This window comes from Pseudomonas parakoreensis (genome assembly GCF_021602155.1).
Classification (GTDB): Bacteria; Pseudomonadota; Gammaproteobacteria; order Pseudomonadales; family Pseudomonadaceae; genus Aquipseudomonas; species Aquipseudomonas parakoreensis.
Map to the genome: position 1 here is coordinate 389,147 of NZ_BQHY01000001.1, position 25,456 is coordinate 414,602.

General features: G+C 60.9%; 19 protein-coding genes. 10 read left to right on the forward strand and 9 right to left on the reverse strand.

Annotation, left to right across the window (positions count from 1 at the left end; all coding sequences use genetic code 11):
• Nucleotides 1-295: 295 nt before the first annotated feature.
• From L6D63_RS01640 to L6D63_RS01650, 3 genes are all read right to left on the reverse strand, one after another.
• Nucleotides 296-1,660, reverse strand: coding sequence for a DUF3999 domain-containing protein (locus L6D63_RS01640; RefSeq protein ID WP_131670912.1), 1,365 nt, complete (start codon nt 1,658-1,660; stop codon nt 296-298).
• Complete coding sequence (locus L6D63_RS01645; protein WP_131670911.1) at nt 1,657-5,253, reverse strand: DUF2339 domain-containing protein; 3,597 nt, start codon at nt 5,251-5,253, stop codon at nt 1,657-1,659. The genes L6D63_RS01640 and L6D63_RS01645 overlap by 4 nt, the downstream gene beginning before the upstream one ends.
• 168 nt (nt 5,254-5,421) lie before the next feature.
• Entirely contained in the window at nt 5,422-7,872 is a 2,451-nt protein-coding gene (locus tag L6D63_RS01650) for a glycogen/starch/alpha-glucan phosphorylase (RefSeq protein ID WP_047290859.1), read from the reverse strand.
• Between the two features lie 259 nt (nt 7,873-8,131).
• On the opposite strand from L6D63_RS01650, the gene L6D63_RS01655 reads away from it, so the two are divergent.
• Nucleotides 8,132-8,569 carry a YkgJ family cysteine cluster protein gene (locus L6D63_RS01655; RefSeq protein ID WP_007961740.1) on the forward strand — a complete coding sequence of 146 codons (438 nt, stop codon included), beginning with the start codon at nt 8,132-8,134 and terminating at the stop codon, nt 8,567-8,569.
• Between the two features lie 213 nt (nt 8,570-8,782).
• Here the strand turns inward: L6D63_RS01655 and typA are convergent, their stop codons facing one another.
• Both typA and thiI read right to left on the reverse strand, forming a co-directional pair.
• Nucleotides 8,783-10,603 (reverse strand): translational GTPase TypA, encoded by a 1,821-nt coding sequence (gene typA, locus L6D63_RS01660; protein ID WP_007961739.1) that lies wholly within the window; start codon nt 10,601-10,603, stop codon nt 8,783-8,785.
• A gap of 139 nt (nt 10,604-10,742) precedes the next feature.
• On the reverse strand, nt 10,743-12,197 hold the full coding sequence (gene thiI, locus L6D63_RS01665) for a tRNA uracil 4-sulfurtransferase ThiI (protein WP_131670910.1): 1,455 nt from the start codon (nt 12,195-12,197) through the stop codon (nt 10,743-10,745).
• A 328-nt stretch (nt 12,198-12,525) separates the two neighbouring features.
• Between thiI and glnA the strand changes: the two genes are divergently transcribed.
• From glnA to ntrC, 5 genes are all read left to right on the forward strand, one after another.
• The gene (gene glnA / locus L6D63_RS01670; protein WP_003220788.1) at nt 12,526-13,932 is read left to right on the forward strand and encodes a glutamate--ammonia ligase; all 1,407 of its coding nucleotides are present in this window, start codon (nt 12,526-12,528) and stop codon (nt 13,930-13,932) included.
• Between the two features lie 286 nt (nt 13,933-14,218).
• The gene (locus L6D63_RS01675; RefSeq protein ID WP_131670909.1) at nt 14,219-14,731 is read left to right on the forward strand and encodes a DUF4124 domain-containing protein; all 513 of its coding nucleotides are present in this window, start codon (nt 14,219-14,221) and stop codon (nt 14,729-14,731) included.
• Nucleotides 14,728-15,345 (forward strand): DUF4124 domain-containing protein, encoded by a 618-nt coding sequence (locus tag L6D63_RS01680; protein ID WP_121183245.1) that lies wholly within the window; start codon nt 14,728-14,730, stop codon nt 15,343-15,345. Before L6D63_RS01675 ends, L6D63_RS01680 begins: the two co-directional genes overlap by 4 nt.
• A 231-nt stretch (nt 15,346-15,576) precedes the next feature.
• Nucleotides 15,577-16,662, forward strand: a complete 1,086-nt coding sequence (gene glnL / locus L6D63_RS01685) for a nitrogen regulation protein NR(II) (protein WP_007961730.1) — start codon at nt 15,577-15,579, stop codon at nt 16,660-16,662.
• Nucleotides 16,659-18,095 carry a nitrogen regulation protein NR(I) gene (ntrC, locus tag L6D63_RS01690; protein WP_131670908.1) on the forward strand — a complete coding sequence of 479 codons (1,437 nt, stop codon included), beginning with the start codon at nt 16,659-16,661 and terminating at the stop codon, nt 18,093-18,095. The genes glnL and ntrC overlap by 4 nt, the downstream gene beginning before the upstream one ends.
• A 508-nt stretch (nt 18,096-18,603) precedes the next feature.
• Here the strand turns inward: ntrC and L6D63_RS01695 are convergent.
• Nucleotides 18,604-19,044: a hypothetical protein gene (locus L6D63_RS01695; protein ID WP_131670907.1), complete on the reverse strand. Its 441-nt coding sequence runs from the start codon at nt 19,042-19,044 to the stop codon at nt 18,604-18,606.
• Between L6D63_RS01695 and L6D63_RS01700 the strand changes: the two genes are divergently transcribed.
• Nucleotides 19,043-19,498, forward strand: a complete 456-nt coding sequence (locus tag L6D63_RS01700; protein ID WP_003220777.1) for a tRNA (cytidine(34)-2'-O)-methyltransferase — start codon at nt 19,043-19,045, stop codon at nt 19,496-19,498. The two genes, L6D63_RS01695 and L6D63_RS01700, sit on opposite strands and share 2 nt — an antisense overlap.
• Nucleotides 19,499-19,671: 173 nt before the next feature.
• Here the strand turns inward: L6D63_RS01700 and secB are convergent, their stop codons facing one another.
• From secB to L6D63_RS01715, 3 genes are read right to left on the reverse strand one after another with little or no spacing between them, the layout of a single operon-like run.
• Nucleotides 19,672-20,157, reverse strand: a complete 486-nt coding sequence (secB, locus tag L6D63_RS01705) for a protein-export chaperone SecB (RefSeq protein ID WP_025110924.1) — start codon at nt 20,155-20,157, stop codon at nt 19,672-19,674.
• A gap of 57 nt (nt 20,158-20,214) precedes the next feature.
• Entirely contained in the window at nt 20,215-20,469 is a 255-nt protein-coding gene (grxC, locus tag L6D63_RS01710) for a glutaredoxin 3 (RefSeq protein WP_131670906.1), read from the reverse strand.
• A 1-nt stretch (nt 20,470) separates the two neighbouring features.
• On the reverse strand, nt 20,471-20,884 hold the full coding sequence (locus tag L6D63_RS01715) for a rhodanese-like domain-containing protein (protein ID WP_041071418.1): 414 nt from the start codon (nt 20,882-20,884) through the stop codon (nt 20,471-20,473).
• A 153-nt stretch (nt 20,885-21,037) separates the two neighbouring features.
• Here L6D63_RS01715 and gpmI point away from each other — a divergent pair, with 153 nt between their 5' ends.
• The 3 genes from gpmI to L6D63_RS01730 all read left to right on the forward strand — a co-directional run bounded on the left by gpmI (nt 21,038) and on the right by L6D63_RS01730 (nt 25,454).
• A complete protein-coding gene (gpmI, locus tag L6D63_RS01720) occupies nt 21,038-22,564 on the forward strand; it encodes a 2,3-bisphosphoglycerate-independent phosphoglycerate mutase (protein WP_131670905.1) in 1,527 nt (508 codons plus the stop codon).
• Between the two features lie 252 nt (nt 22,565-22,816).
• Entirely contained in the window at nt 22,817-24,103 is a 1,287-nt protein-coding gene (locus tag L6D63_RS01725) for a murein hydrolase activator EnvC family protein (RefSeq protein WP_041071412.1), read from the forward strand.
• A 31-nt stretch (nt 24,104-24,134) separates the two neighbouring features.
• A complete protein-coding gene (locus L6D63_RS01730; protein ID WP_025110929.1) occupies nt 24,135-25,454 on the forward strand; it encodes a S41 family peptidase in 1,320 nt (439 codons plus the stop codon).
• The last annotated feature ends 2 nt before the right edge of the window (nt 25,455-25,456 follow it).

Consider the following 25,456-nt stretch of genomic DNA (forward strand, 5'->3'; position numbering starts at 1 on the left):
AGGGAGTCTGAAAACCTAGCGAGCGAAGACGCCCGGTAACGTGCGTTGGGGCGCAATTGCTTGTATCAGACGTGATCGGGTCGAGAGAGTTCAGGCATCGGATTGAGCGTAGCCCGGTTCGGGACGGGTGGTGGTTGAGTTGATAGCGGCAGTTTGAGGATTTTTGTTGATTGATCCGCCGTCATCGCTGGCAAGCCAGCTCCCACAAGGACTTCGGCCGTTCACCTGATTTGTGTACACCCAATAACCTGTGGGAGCTGGCTTGCCAGCGAATGGCGCGCAGCGCCAGCCATTCTCAGGAACGGGTCGGTGGCTTGCGCAACAGACTCGCCGCCATCACCCCGAGGAACACCACACTTACCAGCAACACCGCCCACAAGCCGATTTTCTTCCAGTTGGTTTCAGCCACCGCCGCTGTGGTGGCCGGGGCGGTCGGCATGGTGACCACATCGCCCTGCACCGTCGCCTTGCCGAGCGTCGCGAGCTTCTGCGGTTTGAAATCCGGAATCAGCGTGCTCAGTGGCAGATTCGCGGTTTTCACCGTCGGATTGCCCAGCGCCAGGCTGTACGGTCCGTCACCGCGCGCGAGGAAAATCACCTGCGTCGCCCGCACCGCGTATTTCAGGCTCGGTGCCTGCTCGCCCAGGCCACCGCCGCGCTCATCCACGCTCAGTTTCAATTGCTGCACGGTTTGCCCGTACAACTGCAATTCGTTCTGCACCACATCCTGACCGTTCTGGGTCAGGCGATACAGCAAACCGTTGCCCAGGGGTTGCCACGGCAGGCTGCTTTCGCGGCGGCCCGCGAGTGTGACCGGCGCCAGACTGTTCGGTTGTTTCAGCTCAACCTGCACCCGCTCGACATTCAGCCCCATCGGCAACTGCCAGGTGTACTCGCCGGATTGAGTGCTGCTGCTCGTCAACGCTTGCGACCAGACCAACGGCAGCGGCACGTTGCGTGGATCGCTGCTTTTCAATTGCACCGCAGTGAGGATGGGTGCCGAGGTGGACGCCTCCCACAGCAGACGCAGATAACGCGCGGATTGCCCCGGCAGCGTCACCTCATGCTGTTCGATACGCTCGTCGGAAAACGTCAGGCGCGCCACCTGCCCTTCGCCCCACGCCTGCCAATGCTGCAAGTCGTCACTGGCCTCGATGCTGAAACGCTGGAAGCCGTCGCGCTCGCTGGTCCAGTCAAGAATCAGCTGCTGCAGCGGCGCCTTGATCGCGCTGGCATCGAGCAGCCAGCCGCGCAGCACTTCCTCACCGGCCTCCAACTGAGTTGACGGCTGCACTTCCACCAGCGTGCCGGTGGTGGTCGATTGCACGCGCACGTTCGGCGCCCGCTCGCTGGCGTCGGCGGCGTTGTACAACGGGAACCACTTCACTTCATGCAACTGCCCGTCGTCGCGGGTCTGCGCCGATTCCCGGGCCAGGGCGTAGGCCTGCGGCTCGCCAGCAGCGTTGAACACGCGCAGGTCGCTGAGATCGGTCTGACGGGCCTGCAATTGCGCGCTCAGCGGCAGATCGAGGCGATACCACGGGCCGTTGCCACTCACCGTCAGCGGCACCTGCGTGGCGAAGTCCGCCGGTTTTTCCTGCGCGCCGGCAGCCATCACCACGCCCAGCGCCAACCACCCCAGATTCAGCATGCGACTCAAGATGAAACTCCTTCGGTATCCGGCACGGGTTTGTCCGCCACCGGCTCGGCTTCGACACGCTTAGGCGGCAGCGGCGCAAAGTAGCCCACTACCAACAGCAACACGCCGACGCCGATAAACGAGACGATCCGGGCCAATCCGCCACGGTTGCTCAATTCGACAAAAATCAGTTTGGCCACCACCAGCGCAATCAGCGCCGCGCCGATCAGCCAGACTTCGCGCCGGTGACGCAAATGCCCGCCGATCATCAGACCCAATGCCATCAGGGTCCAGACGATGGACAACCCGGCCTGCACCAGCATCGATTCGAGCAGCAGATCCAGCTCGAACGGGATCCCCGCCCAATGGTGCGCGGCGCGGGTCACCAGCGCGGTACAAAAGGCGAACAGCGAAACCCCGGCGACCAGTTGCGTGGCGTACTCGGCGTAATCCTTGCGCAGGGCAAACTGCGTCACCGCATGGCGCGACCACACGTACACCCCGAACAGGGCAAACAGCAGGCCCAATTCCAGCGGGTTGACCAGCGGTACGTACGGCAGTGGCTCGGCATTGCCGTCGCTGAAGCCGTTGGCCAGCCAGAACCACGCCAGCATCAGCACTGCCAACGGCGCAGCGGCATACAAACGATATTCGCGCGAGAACGCGGCCACCGGCCAAGGCCAGTTGCGTGGAGCCGCCGCCAGCAACAGATACAGGCTCGGCAGGATCGCCCAGCCGAGCCAGCGCCAGGCGTTGTATTGCTCGGACAACAGCAGCAAGCCGTAGCGCATCTCCAGCGCCAGCACGCCGATCAGCAGCCAGCAACCCAGCACATGCGCCGTGCTCAAGGCCCGTGCCGGCAACATCGGCGCCAAGCGTCGCAAGCTGAAGAAGTGCACGACGAACACCAGCCCCCACGCCAGCCAGCCGAAGTTCGCCGCCGGGTGATAACGCGAATGCCACGCCGCCAGCAGCACCAGCCCCGCCGCCGGGATCAGCAAGGTGCAGAGCAGACCCAGCGCCGGCCATTTCAGGCGCAGCGCCAACAGCGTCCACAACGCCACGCTCAGCGCGGCGACCAGCAGCAACAGCGGCGCCTGCAGATTCAACGGCGCAAAACGCAGCACCTCACTGAACCACGCCAACGCCCACCAACCGGCGCCCCACACCAGCAGCACTTCAGACAGACGCTGCAAACCCAGCGCATCGAACGCCGAGGCATGATTGCCCAGTTGCAAACGCCAGGCACCGACCAGCGCGGCCAGCCCCAACACCAGTGGCGTCCAGAAGCTGCCATGGGCCAGCGGCCGCAATCCTTCGCTGGCCAGCGGCCCGAGCAACTCGGGGCCGGCCAACAAGAACGCCGTGCCACCGATCAACTGCAACAACAGGCCGAAAACAAAACTCACGCGCTGCTTGAGGTACAGGCTCAGCCAGATGATCAGCAAGCCGCTCGCCGCCCACAGCGCACTCGCGGTTTGCCACGGCAGCACGAACAGCACCGCCAGATTGATCAGCACCAACCCCGCCAGCAACACCACCGACAAGCCGCGCAGCAGCCGCACATCGCCGCGCACCATCTCGTCCCGTGCCGCCAGCAGCATGCCGGCGATCAACGCCAGACCGATCAGCGATGCGCTGAGCAACCCGCTCCACCCGGCGCTGAACACCGCTGCCGAATCCTCGCCCGCGCCTTGCAGACGCAACAGGAACAGCGCACCGCCGAGCAACTGCACGGCGAACGCGGTGAACAGGAACGTACGCGATTGCAGGCGCAGGCCGACAAACAAGGTCACCAGTCCGGCCAAGGCCCAACTGATCGCTGTCGCCTGAACAAAGAAAAACAACGGCGCCAGCAAATACAGGAAGGTCAGGCCCAGCGCCGCGAGTACCGGCAAACCCTGGCGCTCCCACGGCGAAGCCTGTTCCGCCGAGGCTTTGCGCAATTGATAGAAACTGAACAGCAGCGCGAAGCCGAGCATCAACGCGCCCAACGGTGCGCCGTCGAGCAGACTGCTTTCGCCGACCCGCAACTGACTGAGGAACGCCAGCGCCGAACCCAGTTGCAGCAACAGGGCAAACGCTCGGGCGAACGGCCGCTGCTGACGCAGACCGAGCCAGAAAATCCCCGCGCCCTCCACCGCCCAAGCAGCAGAAGTCCAGCGCGCATCGAGGCCCAGCGGGATCGCCAGACTGGCGAAAATCACCCCCAGCGCCAGACAGGTTTCACCCAGCAACAAGGCGCGGCCGCCCATCAACACCCGGGCCAGGCCCATGTAGATCACGCCCAGTGCGAGTGCGCTGAACGCAGCGGCGAACTCCAGGTGCTGCACCAGCGCAAACTGCAAACCGAAGCCCACGAGCGGCGGGCCGAACAGCATTGTGCCGTCGACGTAGTCGCCCTTGCGCGCCGACCAGTGCAGCAGCGCCTCGCGATCGCCGTCCGCCGGCGCATCGGGCATGTCTAGCAACTTGCGCCGGGCAAACAACAGGCCGATGGCCAGGTACATCAGGAAGAACAGAATCAGGAACGGTTCCGTGCTCCACAGCAACTCGGGCGCATACGAACGCAGCCCCCAGGCGAAACCGATGCCGAACGTGCCAACGAATCCGATCAGGTTGAGCAGGCGCCAGGCCTTGAACCAGGCGATGGCAAGGATGCCGGCATTGAGCAGAGCGAAATAGCTGAACAGCGCCACATGGTTGCCGGCGCCGGTCGAGGTCAGGATCGGCGCGGCGAAACCGCCGAGCGCAGCGGCGGCGGCCAGTCCAAGAGCATCCTGGGTGATGGCGAGAATGGCCGAAAACACCGTGACCGCCACCAGCAAACCCAGCGCGGCGGACGGATCAAGCAACGGATGCAGTCGCATCGCCGCAAACACCGTCAGGTACAGCACTGCGATCCCGGTGCCCTGCAGAATCAGCGCATAGCTGCTGTTGCGCCGACGCAACCACCAGCCCAGCGCCAGCAGGGCCAACGCCGCCGCCGCGACGCCGGCATAACGCAATTCGATCGGCACCACCATGCCTTCGGTGGCATAGCGCAGCAGGAACGCCAGACCGAAAAACAACAGCACCACACCGACCCGCAACACCGTGTTGCCGCCGAACAGCCAGTTGCGCGCAGCGCTGATGCCGCGCTCGATCAGGTTCGGGCCACGGGGTTCGGCAGGTTGTGTGGGGACTGCAGGCTCGTCGGTGACGGCGTCCAGACGCCAGACATCGGCCGGCAGCGGCTGGCTGGTTTCGCTGGCAACTGCAGAGATCGGTTCGAGTTCCGGCGGTAGTTCCCAGACCAGCTCAGGGGTGGCGGCGGATGCTTGTTCGGCAACGATGACGGGGTCGACGGCAGCGTCCGGAGTCGGCGCCATGCTCGGCGGTGTAGTGCGCACGCCGGCACCTTCAAGCAGGAACAGTCGCTGCTCGACAGCCTGCAAGGCGACTTTGGCCTGCTCCAGTTGGCGCTGCTGTTCGGTGGCCTGCGAGCCAAGCCGGGCAAGGCGCAGCGTTTGCCCGATCGCCAGCCCGAGCAGCGCCCCCAATAGCGCGGCGCTGAACGACTCATCAAGCAGCCAGCCGAGCAGCAGCCCGATCAACATGAACATCCATTGCATGGTCGATATCCCTAAGCGCAAAGGCCAATCCGGGAAGATTAGCGCAGCCTGATCCAAAAAGATCGCAGCCTTCGGCAGCTCCTACAGGGTTATGTGAACACCTGTGTAGGAGCTGCCGAAGGCTGCGATCTTTTCCGGCGCGCCGATTATATCGAGCCCAGCGAAAAGTTACTCCAGTGCCTTCCAGATATCCGTGGCGTACTCACGAATGGTCCGGTCAGAGGAAAACCAGCCCATCCGCGCCGTGTTGAGCACTGCCGAACGCCACCAGTTGTTAGCGTCGTGCCAGTGCGCATCGACGCGTTTCTGTGCTTCCCAGTAGGAATCGAAGTCGGCGCAGACCAGGAAGCGGTCGTAGTCCACCAGCGAATCAATCAGCCCGGTATAGCGCGACGTGTCATCCGGCGAGAACACGCCACTGCGGATCGCTTGCAGCACGTCGCTCAAACGGTGCGACGCGGCGATGTCCGGCGCGGCGCTGAACTCGTGGTTCTGTTTGCGCGCTTCAACCTGCTGCGCACTGAGGCCGAAGATGAACATATGCTCGGCGCCGATGCGCTCGCACATTTCCACGTTGGCACCGTCGAGGGTGCCGATGGTCAGTGCGCCGTTGAGACCGAACTTCATGTTACTGGTGCCCGACGCTTCGAAGCCGGCCGTGGAAATCTGCTCGGACAAGTCCGCCGCCGGAATGATGCTCTCGGCGAGGCTGACGTTGTAGTTGGGCAGGAACACCACCTTCAGCAAACCACGCACGGTCGGGTCGTTGTTCACCACCCGGGCGATGTCGTTGGTCAGCTTGATGATCAGCTTGGCCTGGTGATAACTCGCGGCCGCTTTACCGGCGAAGATCTTCACCCGCGGTACCCAGTCCACTTCCGGCTCGGCACGAATCGCCTGATACAGCGCCACCGTGTGCATCAGGTTGAGCAACTGGCGCTTGTATTCGTGGATCCGTTTGACCTGCACGTCGAACATCGCCGCCGGATTGACCGCGATCCCCAACCGCTCGTGAATCAGATAGGCCAATGCTTTCTTGCTGTGCAGGCGCTGCTCGGCGAAGGCTTTGCGGAACGTGGTTTTCTCGGCGAACGGCTCCAGATCGAGCAAGCGCTCTTCCGGGTTATCCAGCACCTGCGGGCCGAGTGCATCGACCAGCATCGAGGTCAGTTCGGAGTTGGCCTGGAACAACCAGCGGCGGAAGGTGATGCCGTTGGTTTTGTTGTTGATCCGCTCCGGGTAGAGCTTGTGCAGTTCGGCGAACACGGTCTTGCGCATCAGTTGCGTGTGCAGACCGGATACGCCATTGACGCTGTGCGATCCGAGGAACGCGAGGTTGCCCATGCGCACCCGACGACCGTTGTCTTCTTCGATCAGCGACACCGCGCGCAGCACGTCGAAATCATGAATGCCCTTGGCGCGCAGCGAGTCGATGTGCTGCGCGTTGATCAGGTAAATGATCTGCATGTGCCGCGGCAGCATGCGCTCCATCAAACCGACCGGCCAGGTTTCCAGCGCCTCGGGCAACAGCGTGTGGTTGGTGTACGACAGCGTGTCGACGGTGACTTGCCACGCCGCATCCCAGGCCACGTCGTAGACGTCGACCAGTTGCCGCATCAGTTCGGCGACGGCAATCGAGGGGTGGGTGTCGTTGAGCTGAATCGCTGCATGGTCGCCCAGAGTCAGCACCGAGGTGTGCATGTTGCGATGGCGACGCAGCAAATCCTGCAGCGAAGCCGCGACGAAGAAATATTCCTGACGCAGGCGCAATTCCTGCCCGGCCTCAGTGCTGTCCGCCGGGTAAAGCACCCGGGAAATACTTTCCGCGCGAGCTACCTCAGCCACCGCGCCCAGGTGATCACCGGCGTTGAAACGCTCCAGGTGCAGATCTTCCATGGCGCGTGCACGCCACAGGCGCAGAGTGTTGACGCTCGCCCCACGCCAGCCGACCACCGGCGTGTCGTAGGCAATCGCCCGCACGGTTTCCGCCGGCGACCAGACCTGTTTGGTCTTGCCACTGGCATCGGTGACGGTTTCGACGCTGCCACCGAAGCCAATGGTGTACACCACTTCCGGACGCTCAAACTCCCACGGGTTGCCGAAATCCAGCCAGTGCTCGGTCTGTTCCTGCTGCCAGCCATCGACGATGGCCTGGCGGAACAACCCGTGTTCATAACGAATGCCGTAACCGTGCCCGGCAATGCCGAGGGTCGACATGCTTTCCATGAAGCACGCCGCCAGACGCCCGAGGCCGCCATTGCCGAGTGCCGCGTCAGGTTCCAGCAGGCGGATCCGTTCCAGATCGACGCCCAGTTCGGTCAGCGCTTCACGGGCGACGTCCAGCAGGCCGAGGTTGCTCAGGCTGTCGTAGAGCAAACGGCCGATGAGAAATTCCAGCGAGAGGTAATACACCCGCTTCTGGCCTTTGCGGTAGATCTGCCGGGTGTGGTCCATCCAGTGTTCGACCATGTGGTCGCGTGCCGCCAGGGCAATGGCTTCGAACCAGTCATGGTCAAAGGCGTGATCCGGGTCTTTGCCCACCGCATAGGTGAGCTTGGTCAGGACGGCATCGCGGAATGCGGCCACCTCTGCTTCGCGAACTAGTGGTTCTTGAGTCATCGATAGGACCTCGAGCGAGCGGGGAATTGTCTGAGCCTAGACGGTCTGACCGACGGTAGAGGCGCAGGTTCGGCAGTTTTTCCGAAGTCGGTGAGATCGCCCGGCATTACCTTGGCGAGTGGGCTAATGAATGCAGGGGCCGTGCCGGACTGAATGGCATTTACACGGCGTTTGCAAAAATCTGGCGAAAGGTTGTTCAAAAATCCACCAGTCCCGGTATGATCGCGCGCCCTGATGCATACACGCCTGGTAACCCCCGATGATGAAGCCCAACCTGATTGCCGCCGCCGAGATCGACCGTCTCGATACGTGGGCCAAATATTCGGCCCCGATGTGCGGCTCTTGTGTCTCCAGCTGCTGCACCCTGCCGGTCGAGGTCAAGATCAAGGACCTGGTACGCATCGGCGTGGTCGACGAGTTCGAGCTGGGCGATCCGCCGAAGAACATCGCCAAGCGCCTGCAAAAGGAAGGGCTGGTCGAGCGCTTCAACCAGAAGTCGGGGATCTTCACCCTGCAGCGCATGAGCAACAACGATTGCTACTACCTGGATCGTAAAAGCCGCCTGTGCACCATTTATGACAAGCGCCCGGACACTTGCCGCAACCACCCGAAAATCGGCCCGCGGCCGGGGTATTGCGCGTACAAGCCGAAAGAAGTCGAGCGGGTGCAGAATTCGCGGTCGATCGAGAAGTTCTGACCTTTCCTGATATTTTCGGCCCTGTCCGGCCGCCATCGCTGGCAAGCCAGCTCCCACATTGATTGTTGTCGTACACAAGATTCATGTGCGACGCAAAACCCTGTGGGAGCTGGCTGCCAGCGATGAGGCCAGCACAAACCCCGCACAAATCCCGGACAAACAAAAACGCCCCCGGTCTCGCGACCGGGGGCGTTTTTTCAAGCTCGGGCTGAATTACGCCTTGGCTTTCTTGGCAGCGCGGGTACGCTCGCTTTCGTCCAGGATCTTCTTGCGAAGACGGATGGACTTAGGAGTGACTTCGCACAGCTCGTCTTCCTGGATGTATTCCAGAGCCTGTTCCAGAGTGAAGCGAACAGGTGGCACCAGAGCGATGGTTTCGTCTTTACCCGAAGCACGCATGTTGTCGAGCTTCTTGCCTTTGGTAGGGTTCACACCCAGGTCGTTGTCGCGGCTGTTCTGACCAACGATTTGACCGTTGTAGATCTCCTGGCCGTGTTCTACGAACAGCTTGCCGCGAGCCTGCAGGGTTTCCAGCGAGTAGGTCAGTGCCTTGCCGGTTTCAACCGAAACCAGAACGCCGTTCTGACGGCCGGACATGTGGCCCGACTTCACTGGCGCGTAACGGTCGAAGATCGAGGTCAGGATGCCAGCGCCGTTGGTCAGGGTCAGGAACTGGTTACGGAAACCGATCAGACCGCGAGCAGGGATGTTGTATTCCAGACGAACACGGCCCTTGCCATCCGGCACCATGTTGCTCAGGTCGCCTTTACGCAGACCCATCTCTTCCATGACCTTGCCCTGGGATTCTTCAGGGATGTCGATGGTGACGTTCTCGAACGGTTCCTGCTTCACGCCGTCAACTTCACGGATGATCACTTCAGGACGGCCCAGGGCCAGCTCGAAGCCTTCGCGACGCATGGTTTCGATCAGTACCGAGAGGTGCAGCTCACCACGGCCGGAAACCTTGAACTTGTCAGCCGAGTCGCCTTCTTCAACGCGCAGTGCAACGTTGTACAGCAGCTCTTTGTCCAGACGATCCTTGATGTTACGGGAGGTCACGAACTTGCCTTCTTTACCGCAGAATGGCGAGTCGTTTACCTGGAAGGTCATGGAAACGGTTGGCTCGTCAACGGTCAGCGGCTTCATCGCCTCGACGGTGTTGATGTCGCACAGGGTGTCGGAGATGAACAGCTCGTCGAAGCCGCTGATGCAGACGATGTCGCCGGCTGCTGCTTCTTCAACGTCAATGCGGTGCAGACCGTGGTGACCCATCAGCTTCAGGATACGACCGTTGCGGCGCTTGCCGTCGGCGCTGATCGCGACAACCGGGGTGTTCGGCTTGACGCGACCACGAGCGATACGGCCAACACCGATAACACCCAGGAAGCTGTTGTAGTCCAGAGCGGAGATCTGCATCTGGAACGGACCGTCACGGTCAACGGCCGGAGGCGGAACGTGGTCGACCACTGCCTGGTACAGCGCAGTCATGTCTTCGCCCATGGCGGTGTGGTCCAGACCGGCGATGCCGTTCAGGGCCGAAGCGTAAACAACCTGGAAGTCCAGTTGTTCTTCGGTCGCACCGAGGTTGTCGAACAGGTCGAAGATCTGGTCCAGAACCCAGTCCGGACGCGCGCCTGGACGGTCAACCTTGTTGATCACCACGATTGGACGCAGGCCGGCTTCGAACGCCTTCTTGGTCACGAAACGGGTTTGCGGCATAGGGCCGTCTTGAGCGTCAACCAGCAGCAGAACGGAGTCAACCATCGACATTACGCGTTCTACTTCGCCGCCGAAGTCGGCGTGGCCCGGGGTGTCCACGATGTTGATGTGGTAGCCGTTCCAGTTGATGGCGGTGTTTTTCGCCAGGATGGTAATACCGCGCTCTTTTTCCTGGTCGTTGGAGTCCATCACGCGCTCGTCGTTGAGCTCGTTGCGCTCCAGGGTGCCGGATTGACGCAGGAGTTTGTCTACCAGGGTGGTCTTACCATGGTCAACGTGGGCAATGATGGCGATGTTACGTAGATTTTCGATCACTTGTGTATCTCGATCAGAGGATTCGGTTTGCTGACAAGTCTTGGCAGCGATTAACAGTAGTGTCCGGCATGGCCGTTACAGCTTGACGGCGGTGTCGGGGGGCCGGTGACGCAGGCCACAGGCAAACAGCCCCGGGCACTTAGCTCGGTCGATAAACGCGCACATTGGCATGCCCCTCACTGAGCAAATGGTGAGCATGCAGGCGACTCATCACGCCTTTGTCGCAATACAGCAGGTACTGGCGAGTCGGATCCAGCTCCTTGAAACGAGCGTTCACTGCGTAGAACGGCATCGTCTGTACTTCTATGCCGGCGAGTTCCAGCGGGTCATCCTCGGCCGCATCCGGGTGACGGATGTCGATGACGATCTGACCGGCCAGCGCTTCGCCGACTTCTTCGATCTGCAAGTCCTGGCCCAATTCGTCGATCACTCGATCGATCGGCACCAGTTTGGCGTTTTCGAGCGCACGCTCGAGGACCGCCATGTCGAATTCTTTCTCTTCGTGCTCAACACGGTGGCGCTTGGCGGCGGTCTTCGGATTGACCGAGATGACCCCGCAGTACTCCGGCATGTGCCGGGCGAAATCGGCGGTGCCGATCTCGTTGGCCGTGTCGATGATGTCCTGCTTGTGCGCAACGATCAGTGGGCGCAGGACCAGCTTGTCGGTCACGCAGTCGATCACCGACAGGTTCGGCAGCGTCTGGCTCGATACCTGGGAAATCGCTTCGCCGGTGACCAGCGCGTCGATGTGCAGCCGGTCGGCAATGGCCGACGATGCGCGCAACATCATACGCTTCAATACGACGCCCATATGACTGTTATCGACTTTGCCGAGAATTTCGCCCAACACTTCTTCGAACGGAACACTGACAAATAGCACGCGTTGCGAGCTGCCGTACTTCTTCCAGATGAAATGCGCGACTTCCATCACGCCCAGTTCGTGGGCACGCCCGCCCAGATTGAAGAAGCAGAAATGTGCCATCAGGCCGCGGCGCATGATCTGGTACGCGGCAACCGTCGAGTCAAAGCCGCCGGACATCAATACCAGCGTCTGCTCCAGGGCGCCGAGCGGGTAACCGCCAATACCGTTGTGCTGGCTGTGGATGACAAACAACCGTTGGTCGCGAACTTCGATGCGAACTTCGATTTCCGGGTCTTTGAGGTCGATTCCGGCCGCCCCGCATTCGCGACGCAGCTTGCTGCCGACGTATTTTTCGACGTCCATCGAGCTGAACGGATGCTTGCCTGCACGTTTGCAGCGCACCGAGAAAATCTTCCCGGCCAGCACATCGCCGTAGTGCTGTTTGCACTTCTCGGTGATGTCGTCGAAGTCGCCCAGCGGGTATTCGTCGATCTGCAGAAAATGCGCGACACCAGGAGTACAAGTGAGGCGCTCGCCCATCTCTTTCAAGGCTTTGGGGTCGGTCACGCGGGTTTCCAGCTCGAGATTGTCCCACACACCGTTCACCACCACGGCCGGGTTCAGATCGCGGAGCACGGCGCGGATGTTCTTGGCCAGCTGGCGGATGAAACGCATCCGGACAGGGCGGCTTTTGATGGTGATCTCGGGGAAGACTTTTACGATTAGTTTCATGAAAACAGCGCGCGCAGGGCCAGCCGAAAAAGGGGGGCGCGGATTATAGCGGAAATTGCTCAAGGTTTAACCAGTTAATATGCAGAAGGTTTCACTTGCACCAAAACGGGTCATTTCTGATTTGAAGCGCTACATTAAGGGGCGATAAATTCGCCTTTATGGCGCTTTCTTGCTTCGAAAGCGTGAAATTGGGGCAAAAAACCCATGCTGGGGCACTGGCATGCAATTTGCTCCCTTGTGAGGCAGGTTGCCTTGGCAGAGTATCTGCGCCGGCATCACCCAAATTAAGGGCATCCACTACCAAGCCCTAAGCCACCCGGAGGACACTATGTCGAAGTCGGTTCAACTCATCAAAGATCATGACGTCAAGTGGATTGATCTGCGCTTCACGGACACCAAAGGCACTCAGCACCACGTGACCATGCCGGCTCGCGATGCGCTGGAAGACGACTTCTTCGAAGTCGGCAAGATGTTCGACGGTTCCTCCATCGCTGGCTGGAAAGGCATCGAAGCCTCCGACATGATCCTGCTGCCGGACGACGATACTGCCGTTCTCGACCCGTTCACCGAAGACGCGACCCTGATCCTGGTTTGCGACATCATCGAACCTTCGACCATGCAAGGTTACGATCGCGACCCGCGCGCCATCGCGCACCGCGCCGAGGAATACCTGAAGACCACCGGTATCGGTGACACCGTCTTCGCCGGTCCAGAACCAGAATTCTTCATCTTCGACGAAGTGAAGTTCAAATCCGACATCTCCGGCTCGATGTTCAAGATCTACTCCGAGCAAGGTTCGTGGATGTCCGACCAGGACATCGAAGGCGGCAACAAAGGCCACCGTCCTGGTATCAAAGGCGGCTACTTCCCGGTTCCGCCGTTCGACCACGACCACGAAATTCGTACTGCCATGTGCAACGCACTGGAAGAGATGGGCCAGACCGTTGAAGTTCACCACCACGAAGTGGCGACTGCCGGTCAGAACGAAATCGGTGTCAAGTTCAACACCCTGGTGAAAAAAGCTGACGAAGTTCAGACCCTGAAATACGTTGTCCACAACGTTGCCGACGCTTACGGCCGCACTGCGACCTTCATGCCGAAGCCACTGTACGGCGACAACGGCTCGGGCATGCACGTACACATGTCCATCGCCAAAGACGGCAAGAACACCTTCGCTGGCGAAGGCTATGCCGGCCTGTCCGAAACCGCCCTGTACTTCATCGGCGGTATCATCAAGCACGGTAAGGCCCTGAACGGTTTCACCAACCCGGCCACCAACTCCTACAAGCGTCTGGTGCCAGGTTTCGAAGCGCCGGTAATGCTGGCCTACTCGGCTCGCAACCGCTCCGCCTCGATCCGTATTCCTTACGTCAACAGCCCACGCGGCCGTCGTATCGAAGCTCGTTTCCCGGATCCGGCTGCCAACCCGTACCTGGCATTCGCAGCACTGCTGATGGCCGGTCTGGACGGTATCCAGAACAAGATCCACCCTGGCGATGCCGCTGACAAAAACCTGTACGACCTGCCGCCTGAAGAGGCGAAAGAAATCCCACAGGTTTGCGGCAGCCTGAAAGAAGCCCTGGAAGAGCTGGACAAGGGCCGTGCGTTCCTGACCAAGGGCGGCGTATTCTCCGACGACTTCATCGACGCTTACATCGCGCTGAAATCCGAAGAAGAAATCAAGGTCCGTACCTTCGTACACCCACTGGAATATGAGCTGTACTACAGCTGCTGATCCGGTAGCGCCGCGCCACGCGGCGTGACAAAAAGAGGCCTCCTTCGGGAGGCCTTTTTATTGCCCACGATTTATGAAGCTACACAAATCCCCTGTGGGAGCGAGCCTGCTCGCGAATACGGTGGGTCATTGACGGGGATGGCGACTGATGCGCCGCCTTCGCGAGCAGGCTCGCTCTCACAGGGGATTTTGGCGTCTGAATGATCTCCGGATATGTCCCGGGCTGGGCCAACCGCCGCACCCTGACCTATGCTGCACCCCATCGCTTTCTTTCCCGGTCGATTTCATGGGTCGCACCTTTCTCTACATTCTGCTGTTGATCGCCTTGCCCGCCGCCGCGCAGATCTACAAGTACACCGACGCCAACGGCAACACGGTCTACAGCGATCACTCGCCGGACGGCGTCAAAGCGCAACCGCTTGAGTTGCCGCCACTTAACAGCGTCGAGCCGCAAGCATCGGGCTCAGCGACGCCCACCAGCACCGACAACCGACCATCTGCACGCAGCGCCTACGAGGTGCTGGAGCTGACCGGCCTGCCCAGCGAAGAAGCGCTGCGCGCCAACAACGGCACCTTCACTGTCAATGTGCTGATCAAGCCGCGCCTGCAGGCGCCACACCAATTGAGGCTGGTGCTGGACGACGCGCCTTACGGCCAGCCGAGCAATGTGCCAATCCTGCAACTGGTGAATGTCGATCGCGGCGAGCATCATCTCGCGGTGCAGGTGATCGACGGCGAAACGATCATCCAGCAGAGCCCAACAGTGGTGTTCACCGTGCAGCGGGTGCACAAGCCATGAAGATTTTCTGGCTGATCCTGTGCCTGTTGGCCCTGCCCGTTTCGGCGGAGGTCTTCACCTACGTCGATGCGCAGGGTAATCGCGTCTACACCGATCAGCCGCGCGGCAATGCCAAGCGCGTTCCCATCGCAACCAGCAACCGCATGTCGGCCAACCCCACGGTCGCTGCGCCGATCAACGCCGCAAAAAAATCCCCGGAACAACCGCTGTTTCACTACGACATGCTGCGCATCCTCATCCCCGAGCCGGACGCGACCCTTCGCAGCAGCGCGGGCGAGGTGATCGTCAGCGTCACCAGCGAACCGGGTCTACAGCAGGGTCACCGCTATCGCCTGCTGCTGGACGGACAAGCCACTGGCGAGCCGGGCCTGAGTCCTGTTTTCCCGCTGAGCAACATTGATCGCGGCAGCCATAACCTGTCAGTGGAAATCCTCGATGAGCAGGGCCGCACCGTCGAACGCACCGCCAACCAGCCGTTCCACATGCTGCGCATCTCGCTGGCACAAAAACGCCAAGTCAAACCCTGCGTCAGCGAGGACTACGGCGTGCGCCCGGAATGCCCATTGAAAGACAAACCCGCCGAAGAAAAAAATCCCTTCCTGCGCTTCTTCTAACGCTGTTCAGCTTTGCGCACTATATTGGTGCATAAGACTGCACCGTACTCACATTTCAACCCAATTTGGTTCGAAACTTCACGCCCTGAGCACATTGGCGCCACGCAAGCGAGCGTCAAACGCCTGTTTCAGGGGACGAACGCTTCTTTTCGGAGCCTTGGTTTGGTTTTTGCATTTTCCGTTTAACGACGCCTGCTTCTTGCGCACGCTCCGCCCCCAAAAGAGGCTCCGATGACTATTAGCGACGCAATCCACCGTTTGCTGCTCGACAACCTGACCACCGCTACCATCCTGCTCGACGCCGAATTGCGCCTTGAGTACATGAACCCGGCGGCCGAGATGCTGCTGGCCATCAGCGGCCAGCGCAGCCATGGGCAGTTCATCAGCGAGTTGTTCACCGAGTCTACCGAGGCGCTCAACTCGCTGCGTCAGGCAGTCGAACAGGCGCACCCGTTCACCAAGCGCGAAGCGATGCTCACCGCCCTCACCGGCCAGACCCTTACCGTGGACTACGCGGTGACGCCGATCCTCAGCAACGGCGCAACCATGCTCTTGCTGGAAGTGCACCCGCGTGACCGCCTGCTGCGGATCACCAAGGAAGAGGCGCAGTTGTCCAAGCAGGAAACCAGCAAAATGCTGGTGCGCGGTCTGGCCCATGAGATCAAGAATCCGCTCGGCGGCATCCGTGGCGCCGCGCAATTGCTGGCCCGCGAGTTGCCGGAAGACAGCCTGCGCGACTACACCAACGTGATCATTGAAGAGGCCGACCGCCTGCGTAATCTGGTCGACCGCATGCTCGGCTCGAACAAGCTGCCATCGCTGGCGCTGTGCAACGTCCACGAAGTGCTCGAACGCGTCTGCCAACTGGTCGAGGCGGAAAGCCAGGGCTGCATCACTTTGGTGCGCGACTACGACCCGAGCATTCCCGACGTATTGATCGACCGCGAACAAATGATTCAGGCCGTGCTGAACATCGTGCGCAACGCGATGCAGGCGATCAGCAGCCAGAACGAGCTGCGTCTGGGGCGCATCAGCCTGCGCACCCGGACCATGCGCCAGTTCACCATCGGCCACGTCCGCCATCGCCTGGTAACCAAGATCGAAATCATCGACAACGGCCCGGGGATCCCGGCGGAACTTCAGGAAACCATCTTCTTTCCCATGGTCAGCGGCCGCCCGGACGGTACCGGGCTGGGCCTGGCCATCACCCAGAACATCATCAGCCAGCACCAGGGCCTGATCGAGTGTGACAGCCACCCCGGCCACACCACGTTCTCGATCTTTCTGCCACTGGAACAAGGAGCCACATCGACATGAGCCGTAGTGAAACCGTGTGGATCGTCGATGACGACCGTTCTATCCGTTGGGTTCTGGAAAAAGCCTTGCAGCAGGAAGGCATGACCACGCAGAGCTTCGACAGCGCCGATGGCGTGATGAGTCGTCTGGCCCGTCAGCAGCCTGATGTGATCATTTCCGACATCCGCATGCCGGGCGCCAGTGGCCTCGATCTGCTGGCGCGCATCCGCGAACAGCACCCACGGTTGCCGGTCATCATCATGACCGCTCACTCCGACCTGGACAGCGCCGTCGCCTCCTATCAGGGCGGAGCGTTCGAGTACCTGCCCAAGCCGTTCGATGTTGACGAGGCGGTGTCGCTGGTCAAGCGCGCCAATCAGCATGCGCAGGAACAGCAAGGCCTGGAAGTGGTACCCGCGCTGACCCGTACCCCGGAAATCATCGGTGAAGCACCGGCGATGCAGGAAGTGTTTCGCGCCATCGGCCGCTTGAGCCACTCCAACATCACGGTGTTGATCAACGGCGAGTCCGGCACCGGTAAAGAACTGGTGGCCCACGCCCTGCACCGCCACAGCCCGCGCGCGGCCTCGCCGTTCATCGCACTGAACATGGCGGCGATCCCCAAGGACCTGATGGAGTCCGAGCTGTTCGGCCACGAGAAAGGCGCGTTCACCGGCGCGGCCAACCTGCGTCGCGGGCGTTTCGAACAGGCGGACGGCGGCACGCTGTTCCTTGATGAAATCGGCGACATGCCAGCCGATACCCAGACCCGTTTGCTGCGGGTGCTGGCCGATGGCGAGTTCTATCGCGTTGGCGGGCATGTGCCGGTCAAGGTCGACGTGCGGATCATTGCCGCGACCCACCAGAACCTGGAAACCCTGGTGCACGCCGGCAAATTCCGTGAGGACTTGTTCCACCGCCTCAACGTGATCCGCATCCACATTCCGCGCCTGTCGGACCGTCGCGAAGACATCCCGACCCTGGCCAAACACTTCCTCAGCCGCGCCGCGCAAGAACTGGCGGTGGAACCGAAGCTGCTGAAAAGCGAGACTGAGGAATACCTGAAGAACCTGCCATGGCCGGGCAACGTGCGGCAGCTGGAGAACACCTGCCGCTGGATCACCGTGATGGCCTCCGGTCGCGAAGTGCACATCAGTGACCTGCCGCCGGAACTGCTGAGCCTGCCGCAGGATTCGGCACCGGTGACCAATTGGGAGCAGGCGCTGCGTCAGTGGGCCGATCAAGCCTTGGCCCGTGGCCAGTCGAGCCTGCTCGACAGCGCAGTGCCGGCTTTCGAACGGATCATGATCGAGACCGCGCTGAAGCACACGGCCGGACGCCGGCGTGATGCGGCGGTATTGCTCGGCTGGGGGCGTAATACCCTGACGCGCAAGATCAAGGAATTGGGAATGAAAGTGGATGGCGGGGAAGATGATGAGGGGGATGAGGGCTAAGCCCCTCCTCTAATCGTCCGCAAAAAGATCGCAGCCTTCGGCAGCTCCTGCAGAGAATGTATAGCCCTGCAGGAGATGTCGAAGGCTGCGATCTTTTTTTGTGTGCACCGCCACAAGGCACGGCGAACCGCAATTGGGCATATCTCACTGATCAAAAAAACACCAACCGGGTTCAAAGCTCCAACCAAGCAGATGCACGAAAGCCCCGATTTACGGGGCTTTCGTGCATCTGAAGCTTTTTTCTGTTTCGAAATACTAAAACTGGCACGCCGCCTGCAATATCCCTCACAGGTGATTCGATTCACCACCCGTTTCGGGGGCCTTGGTACAGGCAGGCCGGGGATTCCCCTCTTTACACCGGGTTCAAACCGCAACGCGGCGAACCCACCCTTTTGGGATCCTTGGTACAGGCAGGCCGGGGGTTCCCTCTTTACACCGGACCGACGCTCTCAGCGAAGTCCACCCCGTTTTGGGAACCCCGGTACAGGCAGGCCGGGGATTCCCGCTTTTATTGCTCCCGGAGATGGATCTCCAGCCGCCAGCGGTCATCGACCTTGCTCCCGGCCCATTCCCCTTGCAGCGGCCGCGCCGCCAGCACTGTCAACAACAGCCCACCGTCACTCACTCGCGTACGCCAGTTCACATCCTTGCCATTGAGCTTGAGCTGGCCCTTCTGCGCGCGGCCTTCAGCCTGAAACAACAAGGCCACGGTACCGTCGATGATCTCCCCGTGCAGCTTCGGCTCATTGTTGAACCACACCACCAGGCCGTCAGCGGTCACGTCAACCTGCTGCAGCACGCTCGGGTCCGGCGTGGTCAGGCGACCGATCATCAAGCCGACCATCAAGCCGAAAATCGCCAGCGAACCGATCACCCGCGGGAATAGTTTCGAACGCGGGTCGGCTGGCGGCGTAGAATGCGCGTCATCTTTACCTGCGGAGCCGTGCATGTTTCACGTCATCCTTTTTCAACCAGAAATTCCGCCGAACACCGGCAACGTTATCAGGCTGTGCGCCAACAGTGGCTGCCACCTGCATTTGATCGAACCGCTGGGTTTCGAGATGGACGACAAGCGCTTGCGCCGGGCCGGACTCGACTACCACGAATATGCCACGTTGCAGCGCCACGCCGACCTCGCCAGCTGCCTGGAGAGCCTCGGCAACCCACGGCTGTTCGCCTTCACCACCAAGGGCTCGCGGCCGTTTCACGATGCCGCGTTCGTCCCGGGCGATGCGTTCATCTTCGGCCCGGAAAGCCGTGGCCTGCCACCGGAAGTGCTCGACGCCCTGCCCGCCGAGCAGCGTCTGCGCCTGCCGATGCGTGAAGGCTGCCGCAGCCTGAACCTGTCCAACACTGTGGCGGTGGCCGTGTACGAAGCGTGGCGGCAGAACGACTTCAAATAACCACCCGATCCTGTAGGAGCTGCCGCAGGCTGCGATCTTTTGATCCTGTTTTTGAAGATCAAGATCAAAAGATCGCAGCCTGCGGCAGCTCCTACATGAAGTCATGAAGTCTGTATTCCAACCCAAGAAAAAAGCGCCCGTTACGGCGCTTTTTTCGTTGTCGCTCAAACCGCTTATTGAACGGTCGGCGTCTCGCCCGCAGCCTGCATGCGCTGCAGCTCTTGCGCGTACAGGGCGTCGAAGTTCACTGGCGCCAGCATCAGGGCCGGGAACGAACCGCGGGTCACCAGGCTGTCCAGGGTTTCGCGAGCATACGGGAACAGGATGTTCGGGCAGAACGCACCCAGGGTGTGGCTCATCGAAGCCGCGTCCAGGTTCTTGATCAGGAAGATACCGGCCTGCTGCACTTCAGCGATGAAGGCCACTTCGTCGCCGTTTTTCACGGTCACGGACAGGGTCAGCACGACTTCGTAGAAATCGCCTTCCAGTTCTTTCTGACGGGTATTCAGGTCCAGACCGACGGTCGGGTCCCACTGCTGGCGGAAGATCGCCGGGCTTTTCGGGGCTTCGAAGGACAGATCGCGTACGTAGATGCGCTGCAAGGAGAATTGCGGTGCGGTTTCTTCTTCGCTGGCTGCAGTGTTCTGTTGGTCAGTCATCTCAGATCCTTTCTGATCTTGGGTCTTTTAGGGATTGCTGTACGTGGGTGCAGCCGTTCAGGCCTTGAGCAGCGCGTCGAGCTTGCCGGCGCGCTCCAGGGCATACAAATCATCACAACCGCCGATGTGCTTGTCGCCGATCCAGATCTGCGGCACGGAGGTGCGTCCGGCCTTCTGGCTCATGGCAGCACGAACCTGCGGCTTGCCATCGACCTTGATCTCTTCGAAGGCCACACCTTTGTTCGCGAGCAATTGCTTGGCTCGCATGCAATAAGGGCAGTAATCGCTGGAGTAGACGATGACTTCGCTCATATCACTTCACCAACGGCAGGTTGTCGCCTTTCCAGCTGGAGATCCCGCCGGACAGCTTGGCGGCGGTGAAGCCGGATTTCATCAGCTCGCGAGCGTGGGTACCAGCGGTCTGGCCCAGGGCGTCCACCAGAATGATGGTCTTGGCCTTGTGCTTTTCCAGCTCACCGGCACGCGCAGCCAGCTTGTCTTGAGGAATGTTGATCGCGCCAACGATATGACCGGCGGCGTAATCTTTCGCCGGACGGATGTCCACCACCACGCCTGCGTCCTTGTTGACCAATGCGGTCAGCTCGCCAGTGCTCAGGCTTTTACCGCCGCCCTGCATCGTGTGCGCCAGCAGCAGAGCCAGCAGTACGACGAAGATACCGACAAGAATGTAGTGGTTAGTGGCAAATTCAATCAGGTGAGCAACCATCGAAGGAGGTTCCAGGGCGTTAAAATGTCGGCCAGTATACACAGCCACTATGGTGGGCCAAACCCCGTCCGGCGGTGACGCCGCAGGAACTTCGCTTTAAACTGCCACTCCCTTTTCCATCGCCCTCTTCTTTATTAGCCACGAGTGGATTCCATGACTACCACGCCTAAACCTTTGGTCCTGATGATTCTCGACGGCTTCGGTCACAGTGACAGCCACGAATCCAATGCCGTGTATGCGGCGAAGAAGCCTGTGCTCGACCGTCTGTGGGCCACGGTGCCGAACGGCCTGATCTCGGGCAGCGGCATGGACGTCGGTCTGCCGGACGGCCAGATGGGCAACTCCGAAGTCGGCCACATGAACCTCGGCGCCGGGCGCGTGGTGTATCAGGACTTCACGCGCGTGACCAAAGCGATCCGCGACGGCGAGTTTTTCGAGAACCCGACCATCTGCGCCGCTGTCGATAAAGCCGTGGCCGCCGGCAAAGCCGTGCATTTCATGGGCCTGCTGTCCGATGGCGGCGTGCACAGCCACCAGGATCACTTGATCGCCATGGCCGAACTGGCATTCAAGCGCGGCGCCGAAAAAATCTACCTGCACGCCTTTCTTGATGGCCGCGATACGCCGCCAAAGAGCGCCGCTTCGTCGATCGAACTGCTCGATGCGACGTTCCAGGCGCTCGGCAAGGGGCGCATCGCCAGCCTCATCGGTCGATACTACGCGATGGACCGCGACAACCGTTGGGACCGTGTATCACAGGCCTACAACCTGATCGTCGACGGCAACGCCGAATTCAACGCCGCCACTGCTCAGGAAGGCCTCGACGCTGCCTACGCCCGTGGCGAAAGCGACGAATTCGTCAAAGCCACCACCATCGGCGAGCCGGTCAAGGTTGAAGACGGCGACGCCGTGGTGTTCATGAACTTCCGCGCCGACCGCGCCCGCGAGCTGAGCCGCGTGTTCGTCGAAGACGATTTCAAGGAATTCGAGCGCGCGCGCCAGCCAAAAGTGCAGTACGTCGGCTTGACCCAATACGCGGCCAGCATCCCGGCCCCGGCCGCCTTCGCTCCGGGCAGCCTGGAAAATGTACTTGGCGACTACCTGGCAAAAAACGGCAAGACCCAGCTACGCATCGCCGAAACCGAAAAATACGCACACGTCACTTTCTTCTTTTCCGGTGGCCGTGAAGAACCGTTCCCAGGCGAAGAGCGCATTCTGATCCCGTCGCCGAAAGTCGCCACCTACGACCTGCAGCCGGAAATGAGTGCGCCGGAAGTGACTGACCGTATCGTCGATGCGATCAAACACCAGCGTTACGACGTGATCGTGGTCAACTACGCCAACGGCGACATGGTCGGCCACAGCGGCGTGTTCGACGCTGCGGTGAAAGCCGTGGAATGCCTGGACACCTGCGTCGGGCGCATCGTCGAGGCGCTGGAAAAAGTCGGCGGCGAAGCGCTGATCACCGCTGACCACGGCAACGTCGAAAAAATGGCCGATGAAGAAACCCACCAGGCGCACACCGCGCACACCACCGAGCCTGTGCCGTTCATTTATGTCGGCAAGCGTGACCTCAAGGTCCGTGAAGGCGGCGTACTGGCGGACGTGGCTCCGACCATGCTGATGCTACTGGGCCTGGAAAAACCGGCGGAGATGACGGGTACCTCGATTCTGGTGTAATTCACCAGATCAAACACCGCCAAACCCTGTGGGAGCTGGCTTGCCAGCGATAGCAATCTGACAGCCAACAGCTATGTTGAATGTGCAGACGCCATCGCTGGCAAGCCAGCTCCCACAGTGGTTTATGGGGTTTACGAAATGGAAATGGGCCTCTGCGGCGCTCCAGTTATCACACAAGCCCAATTGGGCGTTTTTTTTGCAGCCCCGGGCGGGCATACTAGGCCGTCCATTACCCTGGTGCCGCCCGCCTCTATGCTCCGCGTCCTGATCGCCCTCGCTCTGACCTGCCTGCTCCAACCGGCCTTCGCTGACGAGCGCGCGCAAACCCAACAGCAGTTGGATGCCACGCGTCAGGACATTGCCGAGCTGAAAAAGCTGCTGGGCAAGCTGCAGGAAGAAAAATCCGGTGTGCAGAAAGAGCTCAAGGGCACTGAAACCGAGATGGGCAAGCTCGAGAAACAGGTCGATGCCCTGCAGAAAGAGCTGAAGAAGAGCGAATCCGAGCTGCAGCGACTCGATGCGGAGAAAAAAAAACTCCAGAGCGCGCGCACTGAACAGCAGCGACTGATCGCCATCCAGGCCCGCGCGGCCTATCAGAACGGCCGTCAGGAATACCTCAAGCTGCTGCTCAACCAGCAGAATCCCGAGAAATTCGCCCGCACCCTCACCTATTACGATTACCTGAGCCAGGCCCGCCTGGAGCAGTTGAAGAACTTCAACGAAACCCTGCGCCAACTGGCCAATGTCGAAAAAGACATCGCCACGCAGCAGGCGCAATTGCTGGTGCAGAAAAGCAGCCTCGACAGCCAGCGCGACGAACTGGAAAAAGTCCGCAAGGAGCGCCAGCAAGTCCTCGCCAAGCTCAACGATGACGTGAAAGCCCGCGACCAGAAACTGGCCGCCCGCGAGCAGGATCAGGCAGACCTGTCTAAAGTCCTTAAAACCATTGAAGAAACCCTGGCCCGTCAGGCCCGTGAGGCAGAAGAAGCGCGGCAGAAAGCGCTGATCGCCCAGCAGGAAGCGGAAAAAAAGCGTTTGCGTGAGGCGCAGGCTGACACCAGCGACGCCCCACGAAAACCAGTCAAGTCAACGCCAGGCGCGCTGGTATCCAGCAGCGGCGAGACCTTCGGTGGCCCTTTTGCTGCAACCCGGGGAAAACTTCCGTGGCCGGTTGATGGTCGATTGCTGGCACGCTTCGGCGAAAGCCGTGGCGACGATGCCCGCACCAAGTGGGATGGCGTGATGATCAGCGCCGCCGCCGGCAGCCAGGTGCATGCCGTACACGGCGGGCGCGTGGTGTTCGCCGACTGGTTGCGTGGCGCCGGGCTGCTGGTGATCCTCGATCACGGCAATGGTTATCTGAGTCTTTACGGTCACAACCAGACGCTGCTCAAGTCGGCCGGTGACGTGGTAAAAGCCGGTGAGTCGATCTCCACTGTGGGTAACAGTGGCGGTCAGGACACACCAGCGCTGTATTTCGCAATTCGTCAGCAGGGTCACCCGAGTGATCCGGCGCAATGGTGTCACGCGCAAGGATAAGCGCGTCGCCTAATTCAGGAGTTCGTTCGACATGCTGCATTTGTCCCGCCTTACCTCGCTGGCCCTGACGATCGCCCTGGTGATCGGCGCGCCTCTGGCGTTCGCCGCTCAACCGGCCCCGGCCGTCGCTCCGGCAGGCACTGCCGCGACCGCCAAGGCACCGTTGCCGCTGGAAGAGTTGCGCACCTTTGCCGAGGTGATGGACCGGATCAAGGCCGCCTATGTCGAGCCGGTGGACGACAAGACCCTTTTGGAAAACGCGATCAAGGGCATGCTCAGCAACCTCGATCCACACTCCGCCTATCTCGGCCCTGAAGACTTCACCGAACTGCAGGAAAGCACCAGCGGTGAATTCGGCGGCCTGGGCATCGAAGTCGGCTCCGAAGACGGTTTCATCAAAGTCGTCTCGCCGATCGACGACACCCCGGCGTCGAAGGCCGGCATTCAGGCCGGGGACTTCATCGTCAAGATCAACGGCCAGCCGACCCGTGGCCAGACTATGACCGAAGCCGTGGACAAGATGCGCGGCAAGATCGGCCAGAAAATCACCCTGACTCTGGTGCGCGATGGCGGTACGCCGTTCGACGTGACTCTGGCCCGCGCCGTGATTCAAGTGAAGAGCGTCAAGGCGCAACTGCTGGAATCGGGCTACGGCTACATCCGCATCACCCAGTTCCAGGTCAAGACCGGCGAAGAGGTCTCCAAGGCCCTGGCCAAGCTGCGCAAGGATAACGGCAAGAAGCTCAACGGCATCATCCTCGACCTGCGCAACAACCCGGGCGGGGTGCTGCAGGCCGCCGTGGAAGTGGTCGACCATTTCATCAAGAAAGGCCTGATCGTCTACACCAAAGGCCGGATCGCCAACTCCGAACTGCGCTTCTCCGCCACCGGCAAGGACGAAAGCGAAGCGGTACCAATGGTCGTGCTGATCAACGGTGGCAGCGCCTCGGCTTCGGAAATTGTCGCCGGCGCCCTGCAGGACCAGAAACGCGCCGTGGTCATGGGCACCACCAGTTTCGGCAAAGGCTCGGTGCAGACCGTGCTGCCGCTGAACAACGACCGCGCATTGAAGATCACCACGGCACTGTACTTCACGCCGAACGGCCGCTCGATCCAGGCCCAGGGCATCGTCCCGGACATCGAAGTGCGCAAGGCCAAGATCACCAACGAAGCCGACGGCGACTACTTCAAGGAAGCCGACCTGCAAGGTCACCTGGGCAACGGCAACGGCGGCGCGGACAAGCCGTCCGGTTCCGGTGCGAAGGCCAAGGCCATGCCGCAGGATGACGATTACCAGTTGGCCCAGGCGCTAAGCCTGCTCAAAGGGCTGAGCATCACGTCTGGCCGTTGAGG